This window comes from Pseudomonas sp. AC242, assembly GCF_979258655.1.
Genome location: NZ_OZ409873.1, coordinates 1,297,308 through 1,321,168, shown reverse-complemented (window position 1 = coordinate 1,321,168; position 23,861 = coordinate 1,297,308). Strand labels below are relative to the sequence as shown.

The window sequence follows — 23,861 nt, the reverse complement described above, 5'->3', positions numbered from 1 at the left end:
CTGCTCGCGATGAGGCCGGTCGCCTCACCAACAAATCAAAGCCCCATCTGCTTGCTGATGATCTCGTTCATCACCTCTCGCGTGCCGCCGCCAATCGACAAGATGCGGTTATCCCGATACAACCGCTCCACCAGACTCTCGCGCATATAGCCCAGCCCACCGAGAATCTGCACCGCCTCCGTGGTAATCCGGTCCGAGGTGTCCGTGGCAAAGTTCTTCGCCATGGAAATCTCCTTGATCACGCTCTGCCCCGCCGCCATCTTCGCCGCTTGCCGGTAAGTGAACTCCCGCGACACTTCCAGCGCCGTGGCCATCTCCGCCAAGCGATGTTTGATCACCTGAAACTTGCCGATCGGCTTGCCAAACGCTTCGCGCTCGCGTGCCCATTGCAGGCTCTCTTCCAACGCTAACTGTGAAGTCATGTTGGCCATCAGCGCCAACGCCAGCCGTTCGCTCTGAAAGTTGCCCATGATGCAGGCGAAGCCCATGTTCTCGGCGCCGATCAGATTGCCCACAGGTACATGGCAGTCGTCGAAGAACAATTCGGCAGTGTCCGACGCCCACCAGCCCATTTTTTTCAACTGACGGCCGACGGTGAAGCCCGGCGTGCCCTTTTCGATCAACAACAGACTGATACCGCCAAACCCCGGCGCACCGGTACGCACCGCGACGGTGTAGAAATCAGCGCGTACGCCACTGGTGATAAAGGTTTTACTGCCGCTGACGCGATAGACATCGCCGTCGCGCACGGCGCGGGTTTGCAGGTTGGCGACGTCGGAACCGCCGCCGGGTTCGGTGACCGCCAGGGCGCTGATCCTTTCGCCGCTGAGCACTTGCGGCACAACGCGCTCACGCACTTCGGGGCGCGCCCATTTGACGATCGGTGGCAGACCGATATCCAGCGATCCCAGCCCCGCTACCAGGCCGCCAGAGCCACAGCGCATCAATTCCTCACTGGCGGCAACCTTGGCGAACAGATCGCCTTCATGACTGCCTCCGAGAGCTTCGGGATAGCCGATGCCGAGAATGCCCGCCGCACCAGCCTTCAGGTACAGCTCACGGGGGAAACTTTCGGCTTCTTCCCATTGATCGATGTCCGGCAGGATCTCGCGTTCGACGAAACGCCTGACGCTGTCGCGAACCAATTGGTGGCTGGGGTCGAAGTATTCCTGAAAGGCAGGCATGGGCGAGCTCCACGGAAGGGTCCGCCGAACTTAACCGAGCGCTTGCTTGGTTTACAAGGTACAGAAGATCAAAAGATCGCAGCCGTCGGCAGCTCCTACAGGGAAACGCGTTCCAAGGTAGGACTGCCGACGGCTGCGATCTTTTGATTTTTATTAGAGGGAAATCGGTTTACGCCCGGCAAACGAATGCGCCAGCGTGCCGCCATCGACCAGTTCCAGCTCCCCACCCAACGGCACGCCGTGAGCGATCCGCGAAGCGATCAGGCCTTTGTTGCTCAGCAGCTGGGCGATGTAATGCGCCGTCGCCTCACCTTCCACGGTCGGGTTAGTTGCGAGGATGACTTCGGTAAACGTTCCCGCCTCTTCGATTCGCGTCATCAACTGCGGAATGCCGATCGCCTCAGGTCCCAGGCCATCAAGCGGCGACAAATGCCCCTTGAGCACAAAGTAGCGGCCACGGAATCCGGTCTGCTCGACCGCATACACGTCCATCGGCCCTTCCACCACACACAACAGCGTGTCGTCACGGCGGGTGTCGGCACATTGCGGGCACAGATCGTCTTCGGTCAGCGTGCGGCACTGGCGGCAGTGGCCGACCCCTTCCATGGCCTGGCTGAGGGCCTGGGCCAGACGCAAGCCGCCGCTGCGGTCACGCTCGAGCATCTGCAACGCCATGCGCTGGGCGGTTTTCTGACCCACGCCCGGCAAAGTGCGCAAGGCGTCGATCAGTTGGCGAATCAAAGGGCTGAAGCTCATGGGTAAAAAGTCCGACAAAACAACGAGACGCGGTTTATACCCGCGCCTCCGGCCAGCGTCAAATACTCAGTCCTGGGCAACCTTCACCACCAGTTTGCCGAAGTTGCGCCCCTCCAGCAGGCCGATAAACGCCTCGGGTGCCTGCTCCAGACCTTCCACCACGTCTTCGCGGAATTTCACCTTGCCGTCGCGCACCCACGGCACCATATGGCTGATGAATTCCGGCTGACGATCACCGTAGTCGTCGAACACGATGAAGCCCTGAATGCGCACGCGCTTGGTCAGCAGCGTGCGTTGCAGCATCGGCAGACGATCCGGGCCTTGCGGCGCTTCGGAAGCGTTGTAACCGGCGATCAGGCCGCACAGCGGAATGCGCGCCTTGGGGTTGAGCAACGGCACCACGGCATCGAACACATGACCGCCGACGTTCTCGTAATAGATGTCGATGCCATCAGGACAGGCCTTGGCCAATTGCTCGGCAAAGTCGGTAGCCTTGTGATCGATGCAGGCATCGAAACCCAGCTCCTCGACCACGTATTTGCACTTCTCGGCTCCGCCGGCCACACCGACCGTGCGCAGGCCTTTGATCTTCGCCACTTGTCCGACCACCGAGCCGACCGCGCCGGATGCCGCAGCAACGACTAGCGTTTCGCCCTCTTTAGGTTGACCGATGTCCATCAAGCCCATGTACGCGGTCATCCCCGGCATACCCAGCACACCCAGCGCCATCGACGGGCTCGGCAGCCCGGCCGGGATCGGAATGATGTTGCGGCCGTCGCTGATGCTGTGGCTCTGCCAACCGGTGGCGCCAACCACCAGATCGCCTTTATGGAATTTCGGATGACGCGAATCCTCGACACGGCTGACCGCGCCGCCGGTCATCACTTCGCCGATTTGTACCGGGGCAGCGTAGGACGGCGCGTCACTCATGCGTCCGCGCATGTAGGGGTCGAGGGACAGATAGAGGGTTTTCAGCAGCACCTCACCGTCCGCAAGATCCGGCAGCGCTTCGCGTTCGAGGCGGAAGTTTTCCGGGGTCGGCGCACCGACCGGGCGCGAGGCGAGGACGAAGCGTTGGTTGAGAGTAAGAGGGTCGGACATGTCAGCGTCTCCTGTGAATGGTGAATTCAGCGGGTATAGGGAGCAGACCGTTGAGGCTTTTGCGCGTTCGATGTTTATTCAGATGGCCGGGATTGATCGTTCCCATGCTCCGCATGGGAATGCCTCAACGGACGCTCCGCGTTCGGCTCTGTACTTGGGACGCGGAGCGTCCCGGGCTGCATTCCCACGCAGAGCGTGGGAACGATCAGTCAGAAACAAAAATGCCAGGCGCAAGGCCTGGCATTTTGTGTAGCTCATCTGCCGCCGATTGGCGAATCAGAATGGCAGCTTCATACCGGCTGGCAGGTTCATGCCGGCGGTCATGTTGCCCATTTTATCCTGGCTGTTTTTTTCAATCTGACGCACGGCGTCATTGACGGCAGCAGCGACGATGTCTTCCAGCGTCTCTTTGTCAGCGTCGTCCAGGCCCGGAATCAGGCTAGGGTCGATCATTACCTTTTTCACATCATGACGCCCGGTCATGACGACGCTGACCAATTTGCCACCGGCCACACCAGTGACTTCGGCGTTGGCCAGTTCTTCCTGCATCTTGGCCATTTTTTCCTGCATCTGCTGCGCCTGCTTCATCAGGCCGGCCATGCCACCTTTCATCATGGGAATCACCTCAAAGTACTTGGATCAAAACAGCGCCCGGCCAATGGAGCCGAACGCCTTCAGTTATTAGCCCTGAGTGACCAGGGCCTCGACAGGTTCAATAGTATCGTGTCGCACCACCGCGCCGAACTGCTGAACCATCTGCTGGATGAACGGATCGCCGTGAATCGATTCCTCCGCTTCGCGCTGACGGTTGGCACGGCGACGGGACGCGGCCTGGGCCGGGGTTTCCTGCTCGGGCTTGATCAGCTCGATGGTCAGGCTCAGCGTGCGACCGTGGAACTGGTTCAAGGCATCGTTCAGACGCCGCTGCTGCGTGGCGTTGAACAGTGCGCTGTGCGCCGGGTCGAGGTGCATCAGCCAATGGTCGCCATCGACCGCGATCAGCGTGCAGTTGGCGGCAATGCTGCCGGTCATGCCGGAAATCGGCAGTTTCGGAAACAGCTCCAGCCATTGCAACGCCAGACCGGTGGCCGGTGCCGCAGCCGGTTCTGGCTCGGGCTCCGGGGCCGGCTCGGCGGCGTGCTCACTGGCCAGTTCGTCGAGATAGCTGTACGCCGAGTCCATGTCCGGCTCGATGTAATCCTCGTCCAGCGGCGGCTCATCGTCCATGTCCATACCCGGGGTAGCGGCATCGACGTCGGCGACTGACGGCTCGGGGATCGGCGCAGCAGCCCACTCAGGCGCCTCCGGGACGACGCTGTCCGGGGTCGGCAGCGGCATCGGCGGCAACTCGGGCTGCTCGGCAGCGGTTTCCAGCACCGGTTCGACGGCGGGTTGCTGCGCTGGTTCGGGCTCTGGCTCGGGTTCAACCGGGTCATTCCACGGCAGGTCGACGACAGCTTCGGCGACGACCGGCGCGGGTTCAGGTTCCGGCTCAGCAACGGCAGCAACCGGCGCAGGCTCGGGAGCCGGTGCAGGTGCTGCAGCAGGCGCTGGCACAACCGCCGCAGCGACTACCGGCGCAGGTTTAGGCGCGGCAGCCACGGAGTTTGCGGAATCAACTGTGGCCTGGCTGATCCCCACTGGCTTTAGCGGTTGCCTCGGGGCGTCCACCGTATCTGCCGGCCGGAAGGCCAGCATCCGCAGCAAAACCATTTCGAAACCACCGCGCGGATCTGGCGCCAGCGGTAAATCGCGACGACCGATCAGGCCCATCTGGTAATAGAACTGCACATCTTCGGCCGGCAAGGCCTGCGCCAATGCCAACACGCGATCGCGATCGCCGTGCCCGTTGTCGACACCTTCCGGCAACGCCTGAGCGATGGCCACGCGGTGCAGCACGTTGAGAATTTCCGAGAGCACGCCGTTCCAGTCCGGGCCTTGCTCGGCCAGATGACGCACGGCTTCAAGCAACGCCTTGGCGTCGCCTTCGATCAACGAATGCAGGACGTCATAGACCTGACCGTGATCCAGCGTGCCGAGCATCGCCCGCACGTCGGTAGCGAGAACCTTGCCTTCACCGAAGGCGATGGCCTGATCGGTCAGGCTCATGGCGTCCCGCATCGAACCGTCAGCGGCGCGACCGAGCAGCCACAGCGCATCGTCTTCGAACGGCACGTTTTCGGCGGTCAGTACGTGGGTCAAATGCTCGACCACACGCTCCGGCGTCATGTTCTTCAGCGAGAACTGCAGGCAGCGCGACAAAATCGTTGCCGGAAGTTTCTGCGGGTCAGTGGTCGCGAGGATGAACTTGACGTACGGCGGCGGCTCTTCGAGGGTTTTCAGCAGCGCATTGAAGGAATGGCTGGAAAGCATGTGCACTTCGTCGATCAGGTAGACCTTGAAGCGCCCACGGCTTGGCGCGTACTGCACGTTGTCGAGTAGTTCACGGGTGTCTTCGACCTTGGTGCGGCTCGCGGCGTCGATCTCGATCAGGTCGACGAAACGACCCTCGTCGATTTCACGGCATACCGAGCACTCGCCGCAGGGGCTGGAAGTGATACCTGTCTCACAGTTCAGGCATTTGGCAATGATCCGCGCAATCGTGGTTTTACCCACCCCGCGCGTACCGGTGAACAGGTACGCGTGGTGCAGCCGCTGGCTGTCCAAGGCATTGATCAGAGCCTTGAGCACATGGGTCTGGCCGACCATTTCGCGGAACGAGCGCGGACGCCATTTACGTGCAAGAACCTGATAACTCATCGAAAACCGTCGCAACGAAGGAAGCTGAAGCGGCTAATGCTAGCGGAGCAAGGGCAAAATTGCATCCGGTGTCCTCGTCTAATATGGCTAAGCTGCATGAGCAGAGGCTTTTATCGGCTCGGGATCGGGAATTACCGGAGCGTTTATGCGTTGGGCCTTGGGGGCACTGCTGGGAATCAGCCTGAGCGTAACGGCAGCGGAAACCCCGTTGCGCTTCGCCATGCCCGACAGCTGGGCGATGCCGATGGTGCAATACGAACGCGGCCGCCCGACCCAGGGCATCCTTTACGACCTGATGCTCAGCCTGGCCACGCAGGTCGGCGTACCGGCCGAGTTTCACGTCCTGCCCCGCGCCCGCGTGCAGACTGCCATGGAGCATGGCGAGATCGACGTGCGCTGCTATGCCGCACAGTCGTGGCTGCCGAATCAGTCGGGGGATTACATCTGGAGCATCCCGCTGCTGTTTCAGCGAGATCTATTGATCAGCCGCAAGGATCAACCGGCCAGCGCCGATCCCGCCCGCCTGCCCCGCCAGTCCATCGGCACCGTGCTTGGTTATACCTACCCTACCCTGCAACCGCTGTTCGACGCTGACCAACTTCAGCGTGAAGATGCGCGCAACCAAGAGCAGGTGCTGGAGAAGCTGCTGGCCGGGCGTTATCGCTATGCGGTGAGTAATCAGTGGACGCTGGACTGGTTTAATCAGCGGTTGATGCCCGCGCAACAACTGCAAGGTGTCGCCGTGTTGCAGGAGCAGAAGGTGGGTTGCTATGTGAGGAATGACCCGAAGGTACCGGTGCAGCGGATCTTGCGCACGTTGTTGCGGATGAAGATGTCGGGGGAGATTGATGAGATTATCCGGCTCTACACCGGCCACTCCGACAACACCCCATAACCTTGTGGGAGCTGGCTTGCCAGCGATTGCGGATTTTCAGTCAAATAGATGAACCTGACACACCGCTATCGCTGGCAAGCCAGCTCCCACAGGGTCATCTTCAACAGGGGGAATATGTGTCGATTTGGCAAATCGCAGGCACAAAAAAACCGCAGTGGGCGAAACCCATGCAGTTCTGGTTGAAGCGTTCGATTGTTCGTTAAGGTGGTAACCCCACCAGCCACACCCCGGCACACAATGTTCCCGCTGTGGCTGCTGCCTTCCGGCTCTGACCAGGTTCACGGGTAATCGTTGCGGGGGGACCGATGGGGTCACCATAACGACGCTTGCCTGTCGGCGAGCCGCGCCATTGTACCTATCTGAGACGAAGTTACAACCGTTGGTTGCAGATTAAAAATATGAACGGGTTCAAGGACATAAAGATCGCAGCCAGCGGCAGCGCCTACAGGGCCAGAACTTCATCCGCCCTGCCACCCGCCTGCTGGATCACCAGATGAATGAAGTGCAGCTTGGCAATCGCTGGCGCCGGTAGCACGAACGGGTAGAAATCCGGCTGGCCCATGCTGCGTGACAGCTCATTGAGCATGCCGGCCAGTTCGATCCACGCGTTGACGAACGACAGAAACGCCTCGCCACCGGGATGCTCCGGGTCGTACAGCGTGCTGGTGGGAAACGGCTGGTAATCAAAATCCATTTCCCGCGCGCTCATGCCAAAACCCAGCGCGGTGTCCACAGCGTCCATCATGTGCAGGTAATGCGCCCAGGTTTCCGCCCAGTCTTCCCACGGATGCATGGTTGCGTAGGCGCTGACGTAGTGCTGCGGCCAGTCGAGTGGCGCGCCTTGCTGATAGTGACGATCGAGCGCCTCGGCGTAACTGGCGCGCTCGTCGCCGAACAGGTTGCGGAATGAGCCGAGCCACGGGCCGTTGGCGATCAGGCGATCCCAGTAGTAATGCCCGACCTCATGACGAAAATGCCCGAGCAGTGTGCGATAGGGTTCGTGCATCGCCGCCCTCACCTGCTCGCGGTGGGCGTCGTCGGCTTCTTTGATGTCGAGGGTGACCAGGCCGTTGGCGTGGCCGGTCATCGGCGCGTTGCCTTCAAGGTCGACGCCGATGAAATCGAAGGCCAGCCCTGTGTCTTCATCCACGGTTTTCGGGATGACCTGCAAGCCGAGGGTAATCAGTTGCGCGACGAGACGCCGTTTGGCGATTTCGACTTTGCGCCAGCGCTCAGGGTTGTCCGGATCAGACAGGTCGGGGATGGTGCGGTTGAGGCTGCAAGCGATGCACAGGCTGTCGTGGTCGTTGGCTGGCAGCAGCCAGTTGCACGCGGCGGCAGTGTCAAGGTTGGCGCAGCGGCGGAACAATCCCGAGTCGGGATCGGCGTCGAGCGTCCAGGTGCCCGCGTATGGCCCCGGCTGCAGCGAGGTCAGGCGGCTTTCTTCGGGTTGATAACCGAGCAAGGCATTACACGCCAGGCACTGGCTGTTGCGAAAGAACAGCGACTGGCCGCAGCGGCACGGCCAGACTTTGCTGTTGCGTGAGGATTCGCCCATGAACGGCGCGATGATGCGGGAACTGAGCTGCTCGAAAAAGCGGTGCATGGCGATCTCTCCCTGGGGCTTGCCAAGACTAGATCATTCCCGCGCGATGATCGTTCCCACGCTCTGCGTGGGAATGCATCCAGTGACGCTCTGCGTCACAGCGGACGCGGAGCGTCCGGGGCGGCATTCCCACGCGGGAGCGTGGGAACGATCAAACGTTCAGGCCGTGGGTTTTGAGGAAGGCGATAAAGGTTTCTTCGTCCATCACTTTCACGCCCAACTCGTTGGCCTTGGTCAGTTTGGAGCCGGCGCCGGGGCCTGCAACCACACAATGAGTCTTCGCCGACACGGAGCCGGCAACCTTGGCGCCAAGGCTTTCCAGGTGTTCCTTGGCGACATCACGGCTCATCAACTCAACCTTGCCGGTCAGCACCCAGGTCTCGCCGGACAGCGGCAAACCTTCGACGACTTTCTTCTCGCTCTGCCAGTGCATGCCGAAATCGCGCAGTTGCTTTTCGGATGCCTCAGCCAGTCGCCGGTTCTCAGGCAGTGCAAAAAACTCGCGCACCGAATTCGCCTGCTTCTCCGGCAAGGCCTGACGCATGTCCAGCCAGTCAGCATTCATCACCGCTTCCAGCGAGCCGAACTTGTCCGCCAGTTTCTGCGCGCCGCCCGGGCCGACCGAAGGAATGTGCAGCTTGTCGAGGAAGCCACCCAATGTGGTGCTGGCGGCAAACTCGGCGCCCAGTTCACCCTGATCCTGAATCTGCAAACCATGCCCTAGCAACTCGGTGATGACCTGCTGGTTATGCGCATCTTCAAAGAAGCTGTGAATCTCGTGCGCTACTTCCAGACCGACATCCGGCAGGTAGGTCAGCACTTGCGGCAGCGCCTGCTGCACACGCTCCAGCGAACCCAGCGAGCGCGCCAGCACCTTGGCCGTCTCCTCGCCGACATCGGGAATGCCCAGCGCATAGATGAAACGCGCCAGCCCCGGTTTCTTGCTGTCTTCAATGGCCGCGAGCAACTTGTTGCTGGAGACTTCGGCAAAACCTTCCAGATCGACGATGTCATCGAACTTCAGCGCATACAGATCGGCCGGCGAACTGACCAGACCTTCATCGACCAACTGCTCGACGCTCTTGTCGCCCAGGCCTTCGATGTCCATCGCCCGGCGCGAGACGAAGTGAATAATCGCTTGCTTCAGTTGCGCGCCACAGGCCAGTCGACCCACGCAGCGATACACAGCGCCTTCACTGACGGTTTCCTTGCCCTTGCTGCGTTTGATCAGTTGCGTGCGCTCGACGTGCGAGCCGCACACCGGGCAGCTCTTCTGGAATCTGTACCGCGCGCGCGTTTTCCGGACGGCGATCCATGACCACTTGCACTACTTGCGGAATCACATCACCGGCGCGGCGAATGATCACGGTGTCACCGATCATCAGACCCAGACGCGCGACTTCGTCCATGTTGTGCAGCGTGGCGTTGGCCACGGTGACGCCGGCAACCTTGACCGGTTTCAGGCGCGCCACTGGCGTCACGGCGCCAGTACGGCCAACCTGAAACTCGACGTCGAGCAATTCGGTGAGTTCTTCCATCGCCGGGAATTTATGCGCGATCGCCCAACGCGGTTCGCGGGCGCGGAAGCCCAGTTCGCGCTGGTCGGCAATGCTGTTGACCTTGAACACCACGCCGTCGATTTCGTAAGCCAGCGAGTTACGGCGCTCGCCGATGTCGCGGTAGTAGTCCAGGCATTCGCCGATGCCCTTGGCCAGTTTCAGCTCGTGGCTGATCGGCATGCCCCACTGCTGCAACTGCTTGAGGTTGCCGATGTGCGTGTCGGAGATGTCGTGGGAAACCTGGCCGATGCCGTAGCAGCAGAATTCCAGCGGACGGTTGGCGGTGATCTTCGAATCGAGCTGACGCAAGCTGCCGGCGGCGGCGTTGCGCGGGTTGGCGAAGGTCTTACCGCCGACTTCCAGTTGCGAGGCGTTAAGACGCTCGAAACCAGCCTTGGACATGAACACTTCACCGCGCACTTCCAGGGTCGCCGGCCAGCCTTCGCCGTGCAATTTCAGCGGGATGTTGCGCACAGTGCGCACGTTGACGCTGATGTCTTCACCGGTGGTGCCGTCGCCGCGCGTGGCGCCGCGTACCAGCACACCATCCTGATAAAGCAGGCTGACCGCCAGGCCATCGAGTTTCGGTTCGCAGCTGTATTCCACCGCCGCACCGCCACCGAACAGATCACCGGCCGGCAGATCCAGACCTTCGGTGACGCGGCGATCAAATTCGCGCATGTCGGTTTCTTCGAAGGCGTTACCGAGGCTGAGCATCGGCACTTCGTGACGCACCTGAGTGAACGCGGTCAGCGCCACGCTGCCGACGCGCTGAGTTGGCGAGTCGCTGGTGATCAGCTCCGGGTTGGCCGCTTCCAGCGCCTTGAGCTCGTGGAACAACCGGTCGTACTCGGCATCCGGAATACTCGGCTCGTCGAGGACGTGGTAACGGTAGTTGTGCTGATCGAGTTCAGCGCGCAGCTCGAGAATGCGGTTTTTGGCGGCGGTCATGGGTGTTCTCTCATAAAGCAAAAGAGCAGCCGAGGCTGCTCTAATTCATCTATCTCTGGCAGCAGAAGCAAAAGATCGCAGCCTTCGGCAGCTCCTACAGAAATCATTCCTGCAGGAGCTGTCGAGTGAAACGAGGCTGCGATCTTTTGATCTTGGCCTTAGCGCTTCTGGGTCAGGGCGCGGCGTTCGAATTCAACGATGCGCTGACGGTAGTGCTCGATGGTCTGCGCGGTCAGGACGCTGCGCTGATCATCTTTCAGTTCGCCGTTCAGTTCCTGCGACAGCTTGCGAGCTGCGGCCACCATCACGTCGAAGGCTTGCTTCGGATGACGCGGGCCTGGCAGGCCGAGGAAGAAGCTCACCGCCGGGGTGCTGAAATGGTCGATGTCGTCCAGATCGAAGATGCCCGGCTTGACCGCATTGGCCATGGAGAACAGCACTTCACCGTTGCCGGCCATGCTTTCGTGACGGTGGAAAATATCCATCTCGCCGAAACGCAGACCGCTTTCGAGGATGTTCTGCAACAGTGCCGGGCCTTTGAAACCGGCAGCGTCACGGCAGATCACGCTGATCACCAGCACTTCTTCAGCTTGCGGCTGGTCTTTGTCGACCACCGCCGGCGAAGGCTTGGTGTCTTCGGCGAAATCGTCGTCACGGCTGCTGAAGCTCGGGCCGCCGTCCAGATCCAGGTCGAGGTTCAGGTCACCCTGCGCCGGACCGTTGCTGCCACGCTTGCCACGTTTCGAACCGGATTCGCGAGGCTCGCGTGCTTCGCGGGCCGGCATGCTCACCGACGGCAGATCGTGTTCGTCCAGCTGTGGTTCTTTATGGTTGTCCAGAACACGGGCCGGGCCCAACAGCTCAGCGCTGGTGTCCTCGTCCGGCAGGTTGGACAGACTTCGGTCAAGACGGAATTTCAGTTTTCCCTTGCCGCCGCGCATACGGCGCCAGCCATCGAAAAGAATACCGGCTATCACAATGATGCCGATGACGATCAGCCACTCGCGCAGACCGATTTCCATGTAATCCCGTGCCTCTATAAAAAATGCTGAAAAATAAGGGGTTTACATTGTGCAAACCGCTTTAAAACGTGGCGCCAACTCTATGTTCTGACAGGCGTTTTGCCCACGTATACGAAAAATTGACATTAAACTAGCACGACCAAAGACAACTTTACACCGTCTGTCTCATTGGCTTGCGCGAATATGTCGATTGGCCAGCAAGTCGAACCCGGTAAAAAAGTCCTACAACACCAAATTACCTTTCCGACACCACGCTGACTCAGGCATCCACCATCGCCATCGCCTCCTCGACATCCACGGCCACCAGTCGCGAACAACCCGGTTCATGCATCGTCACGCCCATCAACTGCTCGGCCATTTCCATGGCGATCTTGTTGTGGGTGATATAGATGAACTGCACGGTCTGCGACATCTCCTTAACCAAGCGTGCGTAGCGTCCAACGTTAGCGTCATCCAGCGGTGCGTCAACTTCATCGAGCATGCAGAACGGCGCCGGGTTCAACTTGAAGATGGCAAAAACCAGTGCCAGTGCGGTCAGGGCTTTTTCCCCGCCGGAGAGCAAATGGATGGTGCTGTTCTTCTTCCCTGGCGGCTGCGCCATGATCGTTACCCCTGTATCGAGTAGATCTTCGCCCGTCAGTTCCAAATACGCGCGCCCGCCACCGAAAACTTTTGGGAAAAGCGCCTGTAAACCACCATTGATCTGATCAAAGGTATCTTTGAAGCGGTTACGAGTTTCCTTGTCGATCTTGCGGATTACGTTCTCAAGTGTCTCCAGCGCTTCAACCAGATCGGCATCCTGCGCATCCAGATAACGTTTACGCTCGGACTGTTGCGTGTATTCGTCGATGGCCGCGAGGTTGATCGCGCCCAGACGCTGAATCCGCGCATTGATGCGTTCGAGTTCTTCTTCGGCTTCGCGTTCACTGGCTTGCGCGGTTAATGTCGCGAGCACGCCGTTGAGATCGTAACCGTCTTCGAGCAATTGATCCTGCAAGGCCTTGCGGCGCACGGTCAGGGCTTGCCACTCCATACGCTGCTGTTCGAGTTGGCCGCGAATCAGCTGCGATTGCTGCTCGGCCTGAGTCCGGCGTTTTTCCGCGTCGCGCAATTCGCGATCGGCATCTTCCAAAGCGATCTGCGCGGTCTTGAGTTCTTCATCGACGGTCATGCGCTTGTCGAGCAGTTCTTCGAGTTTCAGACGCAGCTCTTCCAGCGGTGCCTCGCCCTCCTCCAGGTTCAGACTCAACTGTTCGCGTTTTTCCGTCAGACGCTCGGCCTGCATTTCCAGACGCTCCAGCGCCTGGCGCGTGGAGTCGTGCTGCGCGCGCAATGAGCCAAGACGCACGGCCAATTGATGGGCGTGATCCTTGTGCTGCCGCGCTTCCTGACGCACGCGGTCGAGGCGTTCGCGCAGACTGTCGCGCTGAGCCAACAGCAATTCGCGTTGCTCGGTGTCCAGCGCCATGGCATCCAGCGCTTCCTGCAATTGCATGCGCGCTTCGCCGATCTGTTCGTGCTCGAGCTCGCGTTGTTCGCCGAGTTCGACCAGCTCTTCATCGAGACGGGTACGACGCAGCGTCAACTGTTCGGCCTTGGCTTTGCCGGCGGACAGCTGTGCTTTCAATTCGCCCTGCTGACGCGCTTCGTCTTGCAGCAAACGGCGCAAATGTTCGCGGCCGTTTTCCTGCTGACGCTGTTGCGCGCGCAGGGTTTGCAGACGAGTTTCCATGGCCTCGACCGTGGCTTCTTTTTCTTCCCGCTCGAGATGCAGCGCTTCGATTTCCTGGCCCCGGGCGAGCATGCCGCTTTCCGCTTCGCTGGCCCGGCGCACGCGCAAGAAATGCCGGCCGACCCAGTAACCGTCGCGGCTGATCAAACTCTCGCCAGCGCTCAACTGCCCGCGCAAGGCCAAAGCCTGTTCAAGGCTGTCGACCGGTTTGACCTGACCGAGCCACGGCGACAGATCGATCTGCGCGTCGACCTTGTCGAGCAAGCTGCCAGCGACGCGCACGCCATCGCTGGCCGGGCTGAGCAGGCGCAGATCGCCTTGGGTGAAACCGGATAAATCGAAACCGCTGAAATCGTCGACCAGCACCGCTTGCAGGTCAGCGCCGAGCACAGTTTCCACCGCCAATTCCCAACCGGCCTCAACCTTCAGGCCTTCGGCCAGACGCGGACGCTCGGCGAGGTTGTGTTCCTTCAGCCATTCGGCGGTGCCGGTGCCCGGGTCGAGCGCGGCTTGCTGCAAGGCTTCAAGGGAAGCCAAACGACCGTTGAGGCGCTGCAGGTCACCCTGCGCCTGTTGTTGCGCGGTCAGCGCCTGCTGCAATTCCTGACGCAGTTGTTCAAGCTTTTCGACCTGCGCTTCTTCGCTGGTCTGCAAATCTTCGAGCGTCGCTTCCGACTCGGCGAGCTGCTCGTTGAGTTCCATGATCGCCGCGTCTTCCGGGTCAGCCGAGAGCAGCGCGCGCTCTTCGCCGAGACGTTTTTGCCGGTCGGCGAGACGCTCCATGCTGGTTTCCAGCTGCTGGATGCGCGACTGTTGCACTTCGGCCTGACGACGCGGTTCGGCAGCGGTCAGGTTGAAAGCGTCCCACTGCTCCTGCCAGCCGTGCATGACCGATTCGGAATCTTCCAGCGCGGCAGCGGCTTCTTCGGCGGCGGCGCTGGTGACTTCCTGCTCGGGGGTGAGCATGTCCAGCTCTTCGCCGAGGGTCAGCAGCAACGTGCGGTCGTGGCCCAGGTGCGATTCGGTTTCCAGGCGTGCGCGTTCGGCTTCTTTCAAGTCGTCCTGCAACTGCCGCAGACGTTGCTGGCCGTGCTGAATACTCTGTTCGACCCGGGCGATGTCGCCGCCGACCGAATAGAAGCGCCCCTGCACCAGATTGAAGCGCTCGGACAGGTCATGGTGACCGTCACGCAGGCGTTCGATGGCCGCATCCGCATTACGCTGCTCAGCAACCAAGGCTTCGAAACTGATTTCCTGGGTACCGATGATTGACTCGCGCTGGCCGACCTGATCGTTGAGATCCTGCCAGCGCAAGGCCGACAGTTGCGCCTTGAGCTGACGCTCCTCGGCTTTGAATTCCTGATACTTCTTCGCCGCTTCGGCCTGGCGGTGCAGGCGCTCGAGTTGACGCTCGAGCTCTTCGCGCAGGTCAGTCAGACGCGCGAGGTTTTCGTGGGTGCGGCGGATACGGTTTTCGGTCTCGCGGCGACGCTCCTTGTACTTGGAGATGCCGGCCGCTTCTTCGATGAAGTTACGCAGGTCTTCGGGTTTGGACTCGATCAGCTTGGAGATCATCCCCTGCTCGATGATCGAATAGCTGCGCGGGCCGAGACCGGTGCCGAGGAAAATATCGGTGATGTCGCGACGACGGCATTTGGTGCCGTTGAGGTAATAGGTGGTCTGGCTGTCGCGAGTGACTTTGCGGCGGATGGAAATCTCCGCGTAGGCCGCGTACTCGCCGAGCAAGGTGCCATCGGAGTTGTCGAAGACCAGTTCGATACTGGCCTGACTCACCGGTTTGCGGCTGGTCGAGCCATTGAAGATGACGTCGGTCATCGACTCGCCACGGAGGTTCTTCGCCGAACTTTCGCCCATCACCCAGCGTACGGCGTCGATGATGTTCGACTTGCCGCAACCGTTCGGCCCGACGACCGCCGCCATGTTACTGGGGAAGTTCACCGTGGTCGGGTCGACGAAGGATTTGAATCCCGCCAGTTTGATGCACTTGAGCCGCACGCTTAGGCAACCGTCAGGGCGGAAACCACCAGATCGCAGCTGCGCTGGGCATAAGCCGTCAGCACGATGCGGATCTGCGGTAAATCACGGGCAAGCACGGCGGCCAGCAGGCGTTCGAACAGTTCGAGGAACTCGCTCATTGAAGCCTTGCGCTGTTCGAGGGCGAGGAAGTAGGCGCGGCTCATCGCCGGTTGCAGGTTCTCGACGGTCTCTTGCAGGTACGGGTTGTTGGCGAACGGATAGGCGGCGCGCATCACGGCGAAGCTTTCATCGACGAAGCTGCGGATGTCCTGACGCTCATAGCTGGCGGTCAGGCGCTGCTGGATCTGCACGAACGGCGCCATGTCCGACTGCACTTGCCAGCCATTGGCCACTGAATTGCCGAGCAGGATGTACAACTCGCTCATCAGCGTGCACAGGCTCTGCACCTTGTGTGGCGTCAGCTCGGTGACGTGCGCGCCACGACGCGGCAGGATCGCGATCAGGTGGCGGCGTTCGAGGATCAGCAAGGCTTCGCGGACCGAACCGCGGCTGACGTTCAGCGCCAGCGTGACCTTCTGTTCCTGGATGCGCTCTCCCGGCTTCATTTCGCCACGAATGATGCGTTCGGCGAGGTGGTGAGCGATTTGCTCGGCGAGGCTGTCCGGCGCCTTGAACGTCATGGTTGTCCTTCAAACTCTATCGATCTGCACAAGCGGCGCAGTGTAGCGCAAATGCACGGTCATGGCGGAGTGCCCACTCAGCGGTTTTTGGCACGATTCCCGCAAAAAAGCAGGGGATCCAATGAGGGTCAATACTGAATAGACACGTAGTTGATCGACGAAACGCATTTTCCTGACCTTTAAGTCAGAAAACCATTGACCGAAAAGTCAGACCTGCTAAATTCGGTTCACGTCGGTTAACAACAATAATGAGTCTGCGAGGCCTTCCGTGATCCAGTTTTTACTTAACCAGGAACTCCGTAGCGAGCACGCCCTGGACCCGAATCTGACTGTGCTCAATTACCTGCGTGACCACGTGGGCAAGTCCGGCACCAAAGAAGGTTGCGCCAGCGGTGACTGCGGCGCCTGCACCGTGGTGGTCGGCGAGTTACAGACGGATGACGCTGGCCGCGAACACATTCGCTATCGCAGCCTCAACTCGTGCCTGACCTTTGTGTCGTCGTTGCACGGCAAACAACTGATCAGCGTGGAAGACCTCAAACACCAAGGCGAACTGCACAGCGTGCAGAAAGCCATGGTCGAGTGCCATGGCTCGCAGTGCGGTTTCTGCACCCCCGGCTTCGTCATGTCGCTGTTCGCCCTGCAAAAGAACAGCGATGCACCGGATCAGGCCAAGGCCCACGAAGCGCTGGCCGGCAACCTCTGCCGCTGCACTGGCTACCGGCCGATTCTGGCCGCTGCCGAACAATCCTGCTGCGGCAAGCAAGCGGATCAGTTCGATGCCCGTGAAGCGGAAACCATCGCCCGCCTGAAAGCCATCGCCCCGACCGATATCGGCGAACTCAACAGCGGCGACAAACGCTGCCTGGTGCCGCTGACCGTCGCTGATCTGGCCGACCTTTATGACGCGTACCCACAAGCGCGCCTGCTCGCCGGCGGCACCGATCTGGCACTGGAAGTCACTCAGTTCCACCGCACTTTGCCGGTGATGATCTATGTCGGCAACGTCGCCGAAATGAAGCGCATCGAAACCTTCGAAGACCGCATCGAAATCGGCGCTGCCACCGCCCTCTCCGACTGCTACGAAGCGTTGAACGCCGAGTACCCGGACTTCGGCGAACTGCTGCACCGCTTCGCCTCGCTGCAAATCCGCAACCAGGGCACCCTCGGCGGCAACATCGGCAACGCCTCGCCGATCGGTGACTCGCCACCGCTGCTGATCGCCCTCGGCGCGCAGGTGGTGCTGTGCAAAGGCGAAACCCGCCGCACCCTGAACCTCGACGATTACTTCATCGATTACAAAGTCACTGCCCGTCAGGAAAGTGAATTCATCGAGAAGATCATCGTGCCGCGCGCCAGCGCCGAGCAACTGTTCCGCGCCTACAAAGTCTCCAAGCGTCTGGACGATGACATCTCCGCCGTCTGCGCCGCGTTCAACCTGCGCGTCGAAAACGGCGTAATCACCGATGCGCGCATGGCGTTCGGTGGTATGGCCGCGATCCCGAAACGCGCCGCCCACTGTGAAGCCGCACTGATCGGTGCGCCGTTCAACAACGCCGTGGTCGAGCGCGCCTGCGCTGCGCTGGCGGAAGATTTCACCCCGCTCTCGGACTTCCGCGCCAGCAAGGAATATCGCCTGCTCAGCGCGCAGAACCTGCTGCGCAAATACTTCATCGAACTGCAAACACCGCACATCGAGACTCGGGTGACCGCTTATGTCTAACCATCACGGCGTAGAGAAAACTCAAGCTGAACTGGCTGAATTGTTCGCCAAGGACCTGACCTCCGGTGTCGGCCGCAGCGTCAAGCACGACAGCGCCGCCAAGCACGTGTCTGGTGAGGCGCAGTACATCGATGACCGCCTGGAATTTCCGAACCAGTTGCACCTGTACGCACGCCTGTCGGACCGCGCCCACGCGAAAATCATCAGCATCGACACCTCGCCGTGCTACGCCTTCGAAGGCGTGCGCATCGCCATCACCCACGAAGACGTGCCGGGCCTGAAAGACATCGGCCCATTGTTGCCGGGCGACCCGCTGCTGGCCATCGATGACGTGCAATTCGTCGGTCAGCCAGTGCTCGCCGTCGCCGCGAAAGATCTGGAAACCGCGCGCAAAGCCGCGATGGCGGCGATCATCGAATACGAAGATCTCGAGCCGGTGCTGGACGTCGTCGAAGCCCTGCGCAAACGCCATTTCGTGCTCGACAGCCACACCCACCAGCGCGGCGATTCGGTCTCCGCACTGGCGACCGCTGAACATCGCATTCAAGGCACGCTGCACATCGGCGGTCAGGAACACTTTTATCTGGAGACACAAATCTCCTCGGTGATGCCGACCGAAGACGGCGGCATGATCGTCTACTGCTCGACGCAGAACCCGACCGAAGTGCAGAAACTGGTCGCCGAAGTGCTCGACGTGTCGATGAACAAAATCGTCGTCGACATGCGCCGCATGGGCGGTGGTTTCGGCGGCAAGGAAACTCAAGCCGCCAGCCCGGCGTGCCTGTGCGCGGTGGTTGCGCACCTCACCGGTCAGCCGACCAAGATGCGCCTGCCGCGCGTCGAAGACATGCTGATGACCGGCAAGCGTCACCCGTTCTACGTCGAATACGACGTCGGCTTCGACAGCACCGGGCGCCTGCACGGGATCAACATGGATCTGGCCGGCAACTGCGGCTGCTCGCCGGACTTGTCCGCGTCGATCGTTGACCGCGCGATGTTCCACTCGGACAACTCGTACTACCTCGGCGATGCGACCATCAATGGTCACCGCTGCAAGACCAACACCGCGTCGAACACCGCTTACCGTGGTTTCGGTGGCCCGCAAGGCATGGTCGCGATCGAAGAAGTGATGGACGCGATTGCCCGTCACCTGCAACTCGACCCACTCGCGGTGCGCAAGGCCAACTACTACGGCAAGACCGAGCGCAACGTCACCCACTACTACCAGACCGTCGAGCACAACATGCTCGAAGAGATGACCGCTGAACTGGAAGCCAGCAGCCAGTACCACGAGCGGCGCGAAGCGATCCGTCGTTACAACGCCAACAGTCCGATCCTGAAAAAAGGCCTGGCGCTGACCCCGGTGAAATTCGGTATTTCCTTCACCGCGAGCTTCTTGAACCAGGCCGGCGCGCTGATCCACATTTACACCGATGGCAGCATCCACCTGAACCATGGCGGCACCGAAATGGGTCAGGGCCTGAACACCAAAGTCGCGCAGGTCGTGGCCGAAGTGTTCCAGGTCGAAATCGATCGGGTGCAGATCACCGCGACCAACACCGACAAGGTGCCGAACACCTCGCCGACGGCAGCGTCGAGCGGTGCCGACTTGAACGGTAAAGCGGCGCAGAACGCGGCGGAAATCATCAAGAAACGCCTGATCGAATTCGCTGCCCGTCACTTCAAAGTCACTGAAGAAGACGTTGAATTCCACAACGGCCATGTGCGTGTTCGCGACCATATCCTGACCTTTGAAGCGCTGATCCAGCAGGCGTATTTCAATCAGGTGTCGCTGTCGAGCACTGGCTTCTACAAGACTCCGAAAATCTACTACGACCGCAGCCAGGCGCGTGGGCGTCCGTTCTACTACTTCGCCTTCGGCGCGGCGTGCTGCGAAGTGATCGTCGACACCCTGACCGGCGAGTACAAGATGCTGCGCACCGACATTCTTCACGACGTCGGCGCCTCGCTGAACCCGTCCATCGACATCGGTCAGGTCGAGGGTGGCTTCATCCAGGGCATGGGCTGGCTGACCATGGAAGAGCTGGTCTGGAACAACAAAGGCAAGCTGATGACCAACGGCCCGGCCAGCTACAAGATCCCGGCGGTGGCGGACATGCCTCTGGATCTGCGGGTGAAACTGGTGGAAAACCGCAAGAACCCGGAAGACACCGTGTTCCATTCCAAGGCTGTCGGTGAACCGCCGTTCATGCTCGGGATTGCTTCGTGGTGTGCGATCAAGGATGCGGTGGCAAGCCTCGGTGATTACAAGCATCAGCCGCAGATCGATGCGCCGGCGACGCCGGAGCGGGTGTTGTGGGGTTGCGAGCAGATGCGTCAGCTGAAAGCGGTGAAAGCCGTTGAAGCTGAAACCGAGTTGGCTCCGCTCTAAAGACCGAGGCGCGGCCAATCGCTGGCAAGCCAGCTCCCACAGGTTTTTGTGGCGTTTAACCGATAGGCGTTACACCGCAAATCCTGTGGGAGCTGGCTTGCCAGCGATGAGGCCCGAACAGACAACGATGTTGTAGGGGTGAACTATGTACAACTGGATCGACGCCCTCGCCGACCTGCAGAACCAGGGCGAACCCTGTGTGCTGGTGACGATCATCGAAGAACTCGGCTCGACGCCACGTAACGCCGGTTCGAAAATGGTCATCAGCGCGAACCAGAGCTTCGACACCATCGGTGGCGGGCATCTGGAATACAAAGCCATGCAGATCGCCCGCGACATGCTCGCCAGCGGCAAGCAGGACACTCATCTGGAGCGCTTCAGCCTTGGCGCCAGCCTGGGCCAGTGCTGCGGCGGCGCCACCGTGTTGCTGTTCGAACCGATGGGCCAGGTGCAGGCGCAAATCGCCGTGTTCGGTGCCGGTCACGTTGGCCGCGCTTTGGTGCCGCTGCTCGCCAGCCTGCCCTGCCGGGTGCGCTGGATCGATTCGCGCGAGGCCGAATTCCCCGAACAGATCCCCCACGGCGTGCGTAAAATCGTTTCCGAAGAGCCTGTGGATGAAATCGATGAGCTGCCCGCCGGCAGTTATTGCATCGTCATGACCCACAACCATCAGCTCGACCTTGAACTCACTGCCGCGATCCTCAAGCGCAACGACTTCGCCTACTTCGGCCTGATCGGTTCGAAGACCAAACGCGCCAAGTTCGAACACCGCCTGCGTGATCGCGGTTTCGACAGCGGCGTCGTGCAACGCATGCGCTGCCCGATGGGCATCGGCGAAGTCAAAGGCAAACTGCCTGTGGAAATCGCCATCTCCATCGCCGGCGAAATCATCGCCACCTACAACGCCAACTTCGGCCAGCAGACTGCCAGCGCCGAACCGATTGCCAAACTGCTGCCGGTTTCGCGGCGCAGTCAGGCGACCAAACTCAAAGCCTCAAACTGATTAGAGAACCCTCATGCCTCTGACTCGCAAAGCCTACCGCGCCGCCATCCTGCACAGCATCGCCGACCCCGCCGAAGTCGGGATCGAAGCCTCCTACGAATATTTCGAGGATGGCCTGCTGGTGGTCGATGGCGGCAAGATCAGCGCCCTCGGCCACGCCAGCGAATTGTTACCGACCCTGCCGGCGGACATCGAGATCGAGCACTACCAAGACGCGCTGATCACCCCGGGCTTCATCGATACCCACATTCACTTTCCACAAACCGGCATGGTCGGTGCCTACGGCGAGCAACTGCTCGACTGGCTGAACACCTACACCTTCCCGTGCGAAAGCCAGTTCGGCGACAAGGCCCACGCCGACGAAGTCGCTGACATTTTCGTCAAGGAACTGCTGCGCAACGGCACTACCACTGCGCTGGTGTTCGGCAGCGTGCACCCGCAGTCGGTGAACTCGTTCTTCGAAGCCGCCGAAAAACTCGACCTGCGCATGATTGCCGGCAAGGTGATGATGGACCGCAACGCGCCGGACTACCTGACCGACACCGCCGAATCGAGCTACGTCGAGAGCAAGGCGCTGATCGAGCGCTGGCATGGCAAGGGTCGCCTGCACTATGCGGTCACCCCGCGCTTCGCACCGACCAGCACCCCGGAACAACTGACCCTCGCCGGGCAACTGCTGACTGAATACCCGGATCTGTACATGCAGACCCACATCAGCGAAAACCTCAAGGAAATCGAGTGGGTCAAGGAGCTGCTCCCGGAGCGTAAAGGCTATCTCGACGTTTACGATCACTACCAATTGCTCGGCGAGCGCTCGGTATTCGCCCACGGCGTGCACCTGTGCGACGACGAATGCGCGCGCCTGGCGGAAACCGGCTCGGCGATCTCGTTCTGCCCGACCTCGAACTTGTTCCTCGGCAGCGGCTTGTTCAACTTGCCGATGGCCGAGAAGCACAAACTCAATGTCGGTCTGGGCACTGACGTCGGTGGCGGCACCAGTTTCTCGCTGCTGCAAACACTGAACGAAGCGTACAAAGTGATGCAACTGCAAGGTGCGCGACTGAGCCCGTTCAAGTCGCTGTATCTGGCGACGCTGGGCGGCGCGCGGGCGCTGCGTCTGGAAGACAAGATCGGCAACCTGCAACCGGGTTCGGATGCTGACTTCCTGGTGCTGGATTACAACGCCACACCGCTGCTGAGCTACCGCTTGAAGCAGGCCAACAACATTGCCGAGACGTTGTTTGTTCTGATGACGCTGGGCGATGACCGCACGGTGCAGCAGACGTATGCGGCAGGTGCTTTGGTGCATCAGCGCTAAGCTTTTCCAAGGCATAAAAAATCCCTTGGTGGTGTGTACCCCGGGGGATTTTTTGTTGCCTGTCAGATTGCTATCGCTGGCAAGCCAGCTCCCACAGGTTTCTCGATGTATCGCAGATTTGGTGAACCCCACAACTCCCTGTGGGAGCTGGCTTGCCAGCGATTGGGGCGACTCGGTGTCATTTAGAGCTTGGCCGCAGGGCGCCCCGGCTTCTTGGTCTGCAACAAATGCGAGAACACCGCATGCAGATCATCCGACGCGCCTTCCTCGTCGAGATTGAGCTTGCTGTCGATGTGATCCATGTGATGCATCATCAGATTCACCGCCAGCTCACCGTCGCGCTTCTCGATCGCGTCGATCAACTGGGTGTGTTCGTCATACGAGCAGTGCGAGCGGTTGCCGCTTTCGTACTGGGCAATGATCAGCGACGTCTGCGAAACAAGGCTGCGCTGGAAGCTGATCAACGGGGCGTTCATCGCCGCTTCCGCCAGCTTCAGGTGGAATTCGCCCGACAGACGAATACCGGCGCCGCGATCGCCACGGGAGAAGCTGTCGCGCTCATCGTTGACCATCTGCCGCAGCTCGGCGATCTGCTCGGCGGTGGCGTGTTGCACGGCCAACTCTGTGATCGCGCGCTCGACCAGACGGCGAGCGAGAAACACCTGACGCGCCTCTTCAACACTCGGGCTGGCGACGACGGCGCCCCGGTTCGGCCGCAACAGCACCACGCCCTCATGGGCCAGACGCGAGAGCGCGCGGCGAATGATGGTGCGGCTGACCCCGAAGATTTCCCCCAGCGCTTCTTCGCTCAATTTTGTGCCGGGCGCCAGACGCTGTTCGAGGATGGCCTCGAAGATATGCGCGTAGACAATATCGTCCTGGGTTCCGCTGCGGCCGGCTTTGCCTGCTCGCGGTTGTTTCTTGAGGGGTTGCAACTGTTCGTTCATGGGCACTCGAGTCGGGAGAACTGCGGCGAATAGACCGTGACTGTAATACGGCACAGTAGGTCGCTGGCAAGTATCGCGTAAAAAACAGCGCGATTGTACACAATGGATGGTGGCAACACGACTGTATGGCTGTTTGTGACCTCCGCTGTATTGCAACGATCCGTTACGTTTGAGTTTAGGCTTGATCGCAGAATCCGCTGCCAGAACACCACCTACCCTGTAGGAGCTGCCGAA

Annotated in this window: 15 protein-coding genes, 1 other RNA gene and 1 pseudogene; 5 read left to right on the top strand and 12 right to left on the bottom strand. The window is 60.5% G+C overall.

The genetic code is table 11. The features are described from left to right. Positions 1-35: 35 nt before the first annotated feature. The 5 genes from ACZZ0A_RS05975 to dnaX all read right to left on the bottom strand — a co-directional run bounded on the left by ACZZ0A_RS05975 (position 36) and on the right by dnaX (position 5,801). Positions 36-1,184 carry an acyl-CoA dehydrogenase family protein gene (locus tag ACZZ0A_RS05975; RefSeq protein ID WP_007918334.1) on the bottom strand — a complete coding sequence of 383 codons (1,149 nt, stop codon included), beginning with the start codon at positions 1,182-1,184 and terminating at the stop codon, positions 36-38. A 153-nt stretch (positions 1,185-1,337) separates the two neighbouring features. Continuing rightward, a complete protein-coding gene (gene recR / locus ACZZ0A_RS05970; protein WP_007918335.1) occupies positions 1,338-1,940 on the bottom strand; it encodes a recombination mediator RecR in 603 nt (200 codons plus the stop codon). A 66-nt stretch (positions 1,941-2,006) separates the two neighbouring features. Beyond that, complete coding sequence (locus ACZZ0A_RS05965; protein ID WP_007918336.1) at positions 2,007-3,041, bottom strand: NADP-dependent oxidoreductase; 1,035 nt, start codon at positions 3,039-3,041, stop codon at positions 2,007-2,009. A gap of 276 nt (positions 3,042-3,317) precedes the next feature. Then, a complete protein-coding gene (locus ACZZ0A_RS05960; protein ID WP_007918338.1) occupies positions 3,318-3,656 on the bottom strand; it encodes a YbaB/EbfC family nucleoid-associated protein in 339 nt (112 codons plus the stop codon). Positions 3,657-3,722: 66 nt separating this feature from the next. Further along, positions 3,723-5,801: a DNA polymerase III subunit gamma/tau gene (gene dnaX, locus ACZZ0A_RS05955; protein WP_463542640.1), complete on the bottom strand. Its 2,079-nt coding sequence runs from the start codon at positions 5,799-5,801 to the stop codon at positions 3,723-3,725. A 145-nt stretch (positions 5,802-5,946) separates the two neighbouring features. On the opposite strand from dnaX, the gene ACZZ0A_RS05950 reads away from it, so the two are divergent. Then, positions 5,947-6,696: a substrate-binding periplasmic protein gene (locus tag ACZZ0A_RS05950; RefSeq protein WP_095111807.1), complete on the top strand. Its 750-nt coding sequence runs from the start codon at positions 5,947-5,949 to the stop codon at positions 6,694-6,696. A gap of 211 nt (positions 6,697-6,907) precedes the next feature. Here ACZZ0A_RS05950 and ffs read toward each other — a convergent pair. The 6 genes and pseudogenes from ffs to ACZZ0A_RS05920 form a co-directional block, all read right to left on the bottom strand. Next, positions 6,908-7,004, bottom strand: an RNA gene (gene ffs, locus ACZZ0A_RS05945) — signal recognition particle sRNA small type. A gap of 134 nt (positions 7,005-7,138) precedes the next feature. Continuing rightward, on the bottom strand, positions 7,139-8,302 hold the full coding sequence (locus ACZZ0A_RS05940; protein ID WP_463542639.1) for a zinc-binding metallopeptidase family protein: 1,164 nt from the start codon (positions 8,300-8,302) through the stop codon (positions 7,139-7,141). Positions 8,303-8,453: 151 nt separating this feature from the next. Further along, positions 8,454-10,812, bottom strand: a pseudogene (ligA, locus tag ACZZ0A_RS05935) (NAD-dependent DNA ligase LigA). A 158-nt stretch (positions 10,813-10,970) separates the two neighbouring features. Next, positions 10,971-11,834 carry a cell division protein ZipA gene (gene zipA, locus ACZZ0A_RS05930; RefSeq protein WP_007916269.1) on the bottom strand — a complete coding sequence of 288 codons (864 nt, stop codon included), beginning with the start codon at positions 11,832-11,834 and terminating at the stop codon, positions 10,971-10,973. Positions 11,835-12,093: 259 nt separating this feature from the next. Further along, entirely contained in the window at positions 12,094-15,582 is a 3,489-nt protein-coding gene (smc, locus tag ACZZ0A_RS05925) for a chromosome segregation protein SMC (protein ID WP_414893390.1), read from the bottom strand. 2 nt (positions 15,583-15,584) lie between these two features. After that, a complete protein-coding gene (locus ACZZ0A_RS05920; RefSeq protein WP_007918384.1) occupies positions 15,585-16,244 on the bottom strand; it encodes a GntR family transcriptional regulator in 660 nt (219 codons plus the stop codon). Positions 16,245-16,512: 268 nt separating this feature from the next. On the opposite strand from ACZZ0A_RS05920, the gene xdhA reads away from it, so the two are divergent. The 4 genes from xdhA (at position 16,513) to guaD (ending at position 22,680) form a co-directional block, all read left to right on the top strand. Continuing rightward, complete coding sequence (gene xdhA / locus ACZZ0A_RS05915; protein ID WP_463542638.1) at positions 16,513-17,967, top strand: xanthine dehydrogenase small subunit; 1,455 nt, start codon at positions 16,513-16,515, stop codon at positions 17,965-17,967. Further along, a complete protein-coding gene (xdhB, locus tag ACZZ0A_RS05910; RefSeq protein ID WP_463542637.1) occupies positions 17,960-20,359 on the top strand; it encodes a xanthine dehydrogenase molybdopterin binding subunit in 2,400 nt (799 codons plus the stop codon). The genes xdhA and xdhB overlap by 8 nt, the downstream gene beginning before the upstream one ends. A gap of 145 nt (positions 20,360-20,504) precedes the next feature. Next, entirely contained in the window at positions 20,505-21,362 is an 858-nt protein-coding gene (gene xdhC / locus ACZZ0A_RS05905) for a xanthine dehydrogenase accessory protein XdhC (RefSeq protein ID WP_095111812.1), read from the top strand. A gap of 13 nt (positions 21,363-21,375) precedes the next feature. Continuing rightward, the gene (gene guaD, locus ACZZ0A_RS05900; RefSeq protein ID WP_463542636.1) at positions 21,376-22,680 is read left to right on the top strand and encodes a guanine deaminase; all 1,305 of its coding nucleotides are present in this window, start codon (positions 21,376-21,378) and stop codon (positions 22,678-22,680) included. Positions 22,681-22,862: 182 nt separating this feature from the next. Here guaD and ACZZ0A_RS05895 read toward each other — a convergent pair whose 3' ends face one another. Then, a complete protein-coding gene (locus tag ACZZ0A_RS05895) occupies positions 22,863-23,627 on the bottom strand; it encodes a GntR family transcriptional regulator (protein WP_007918375.1) in 765 nt (254 codons plus the stop codon). Positions 23,628-23,861 lie beyond the last annotated feature (234 nt).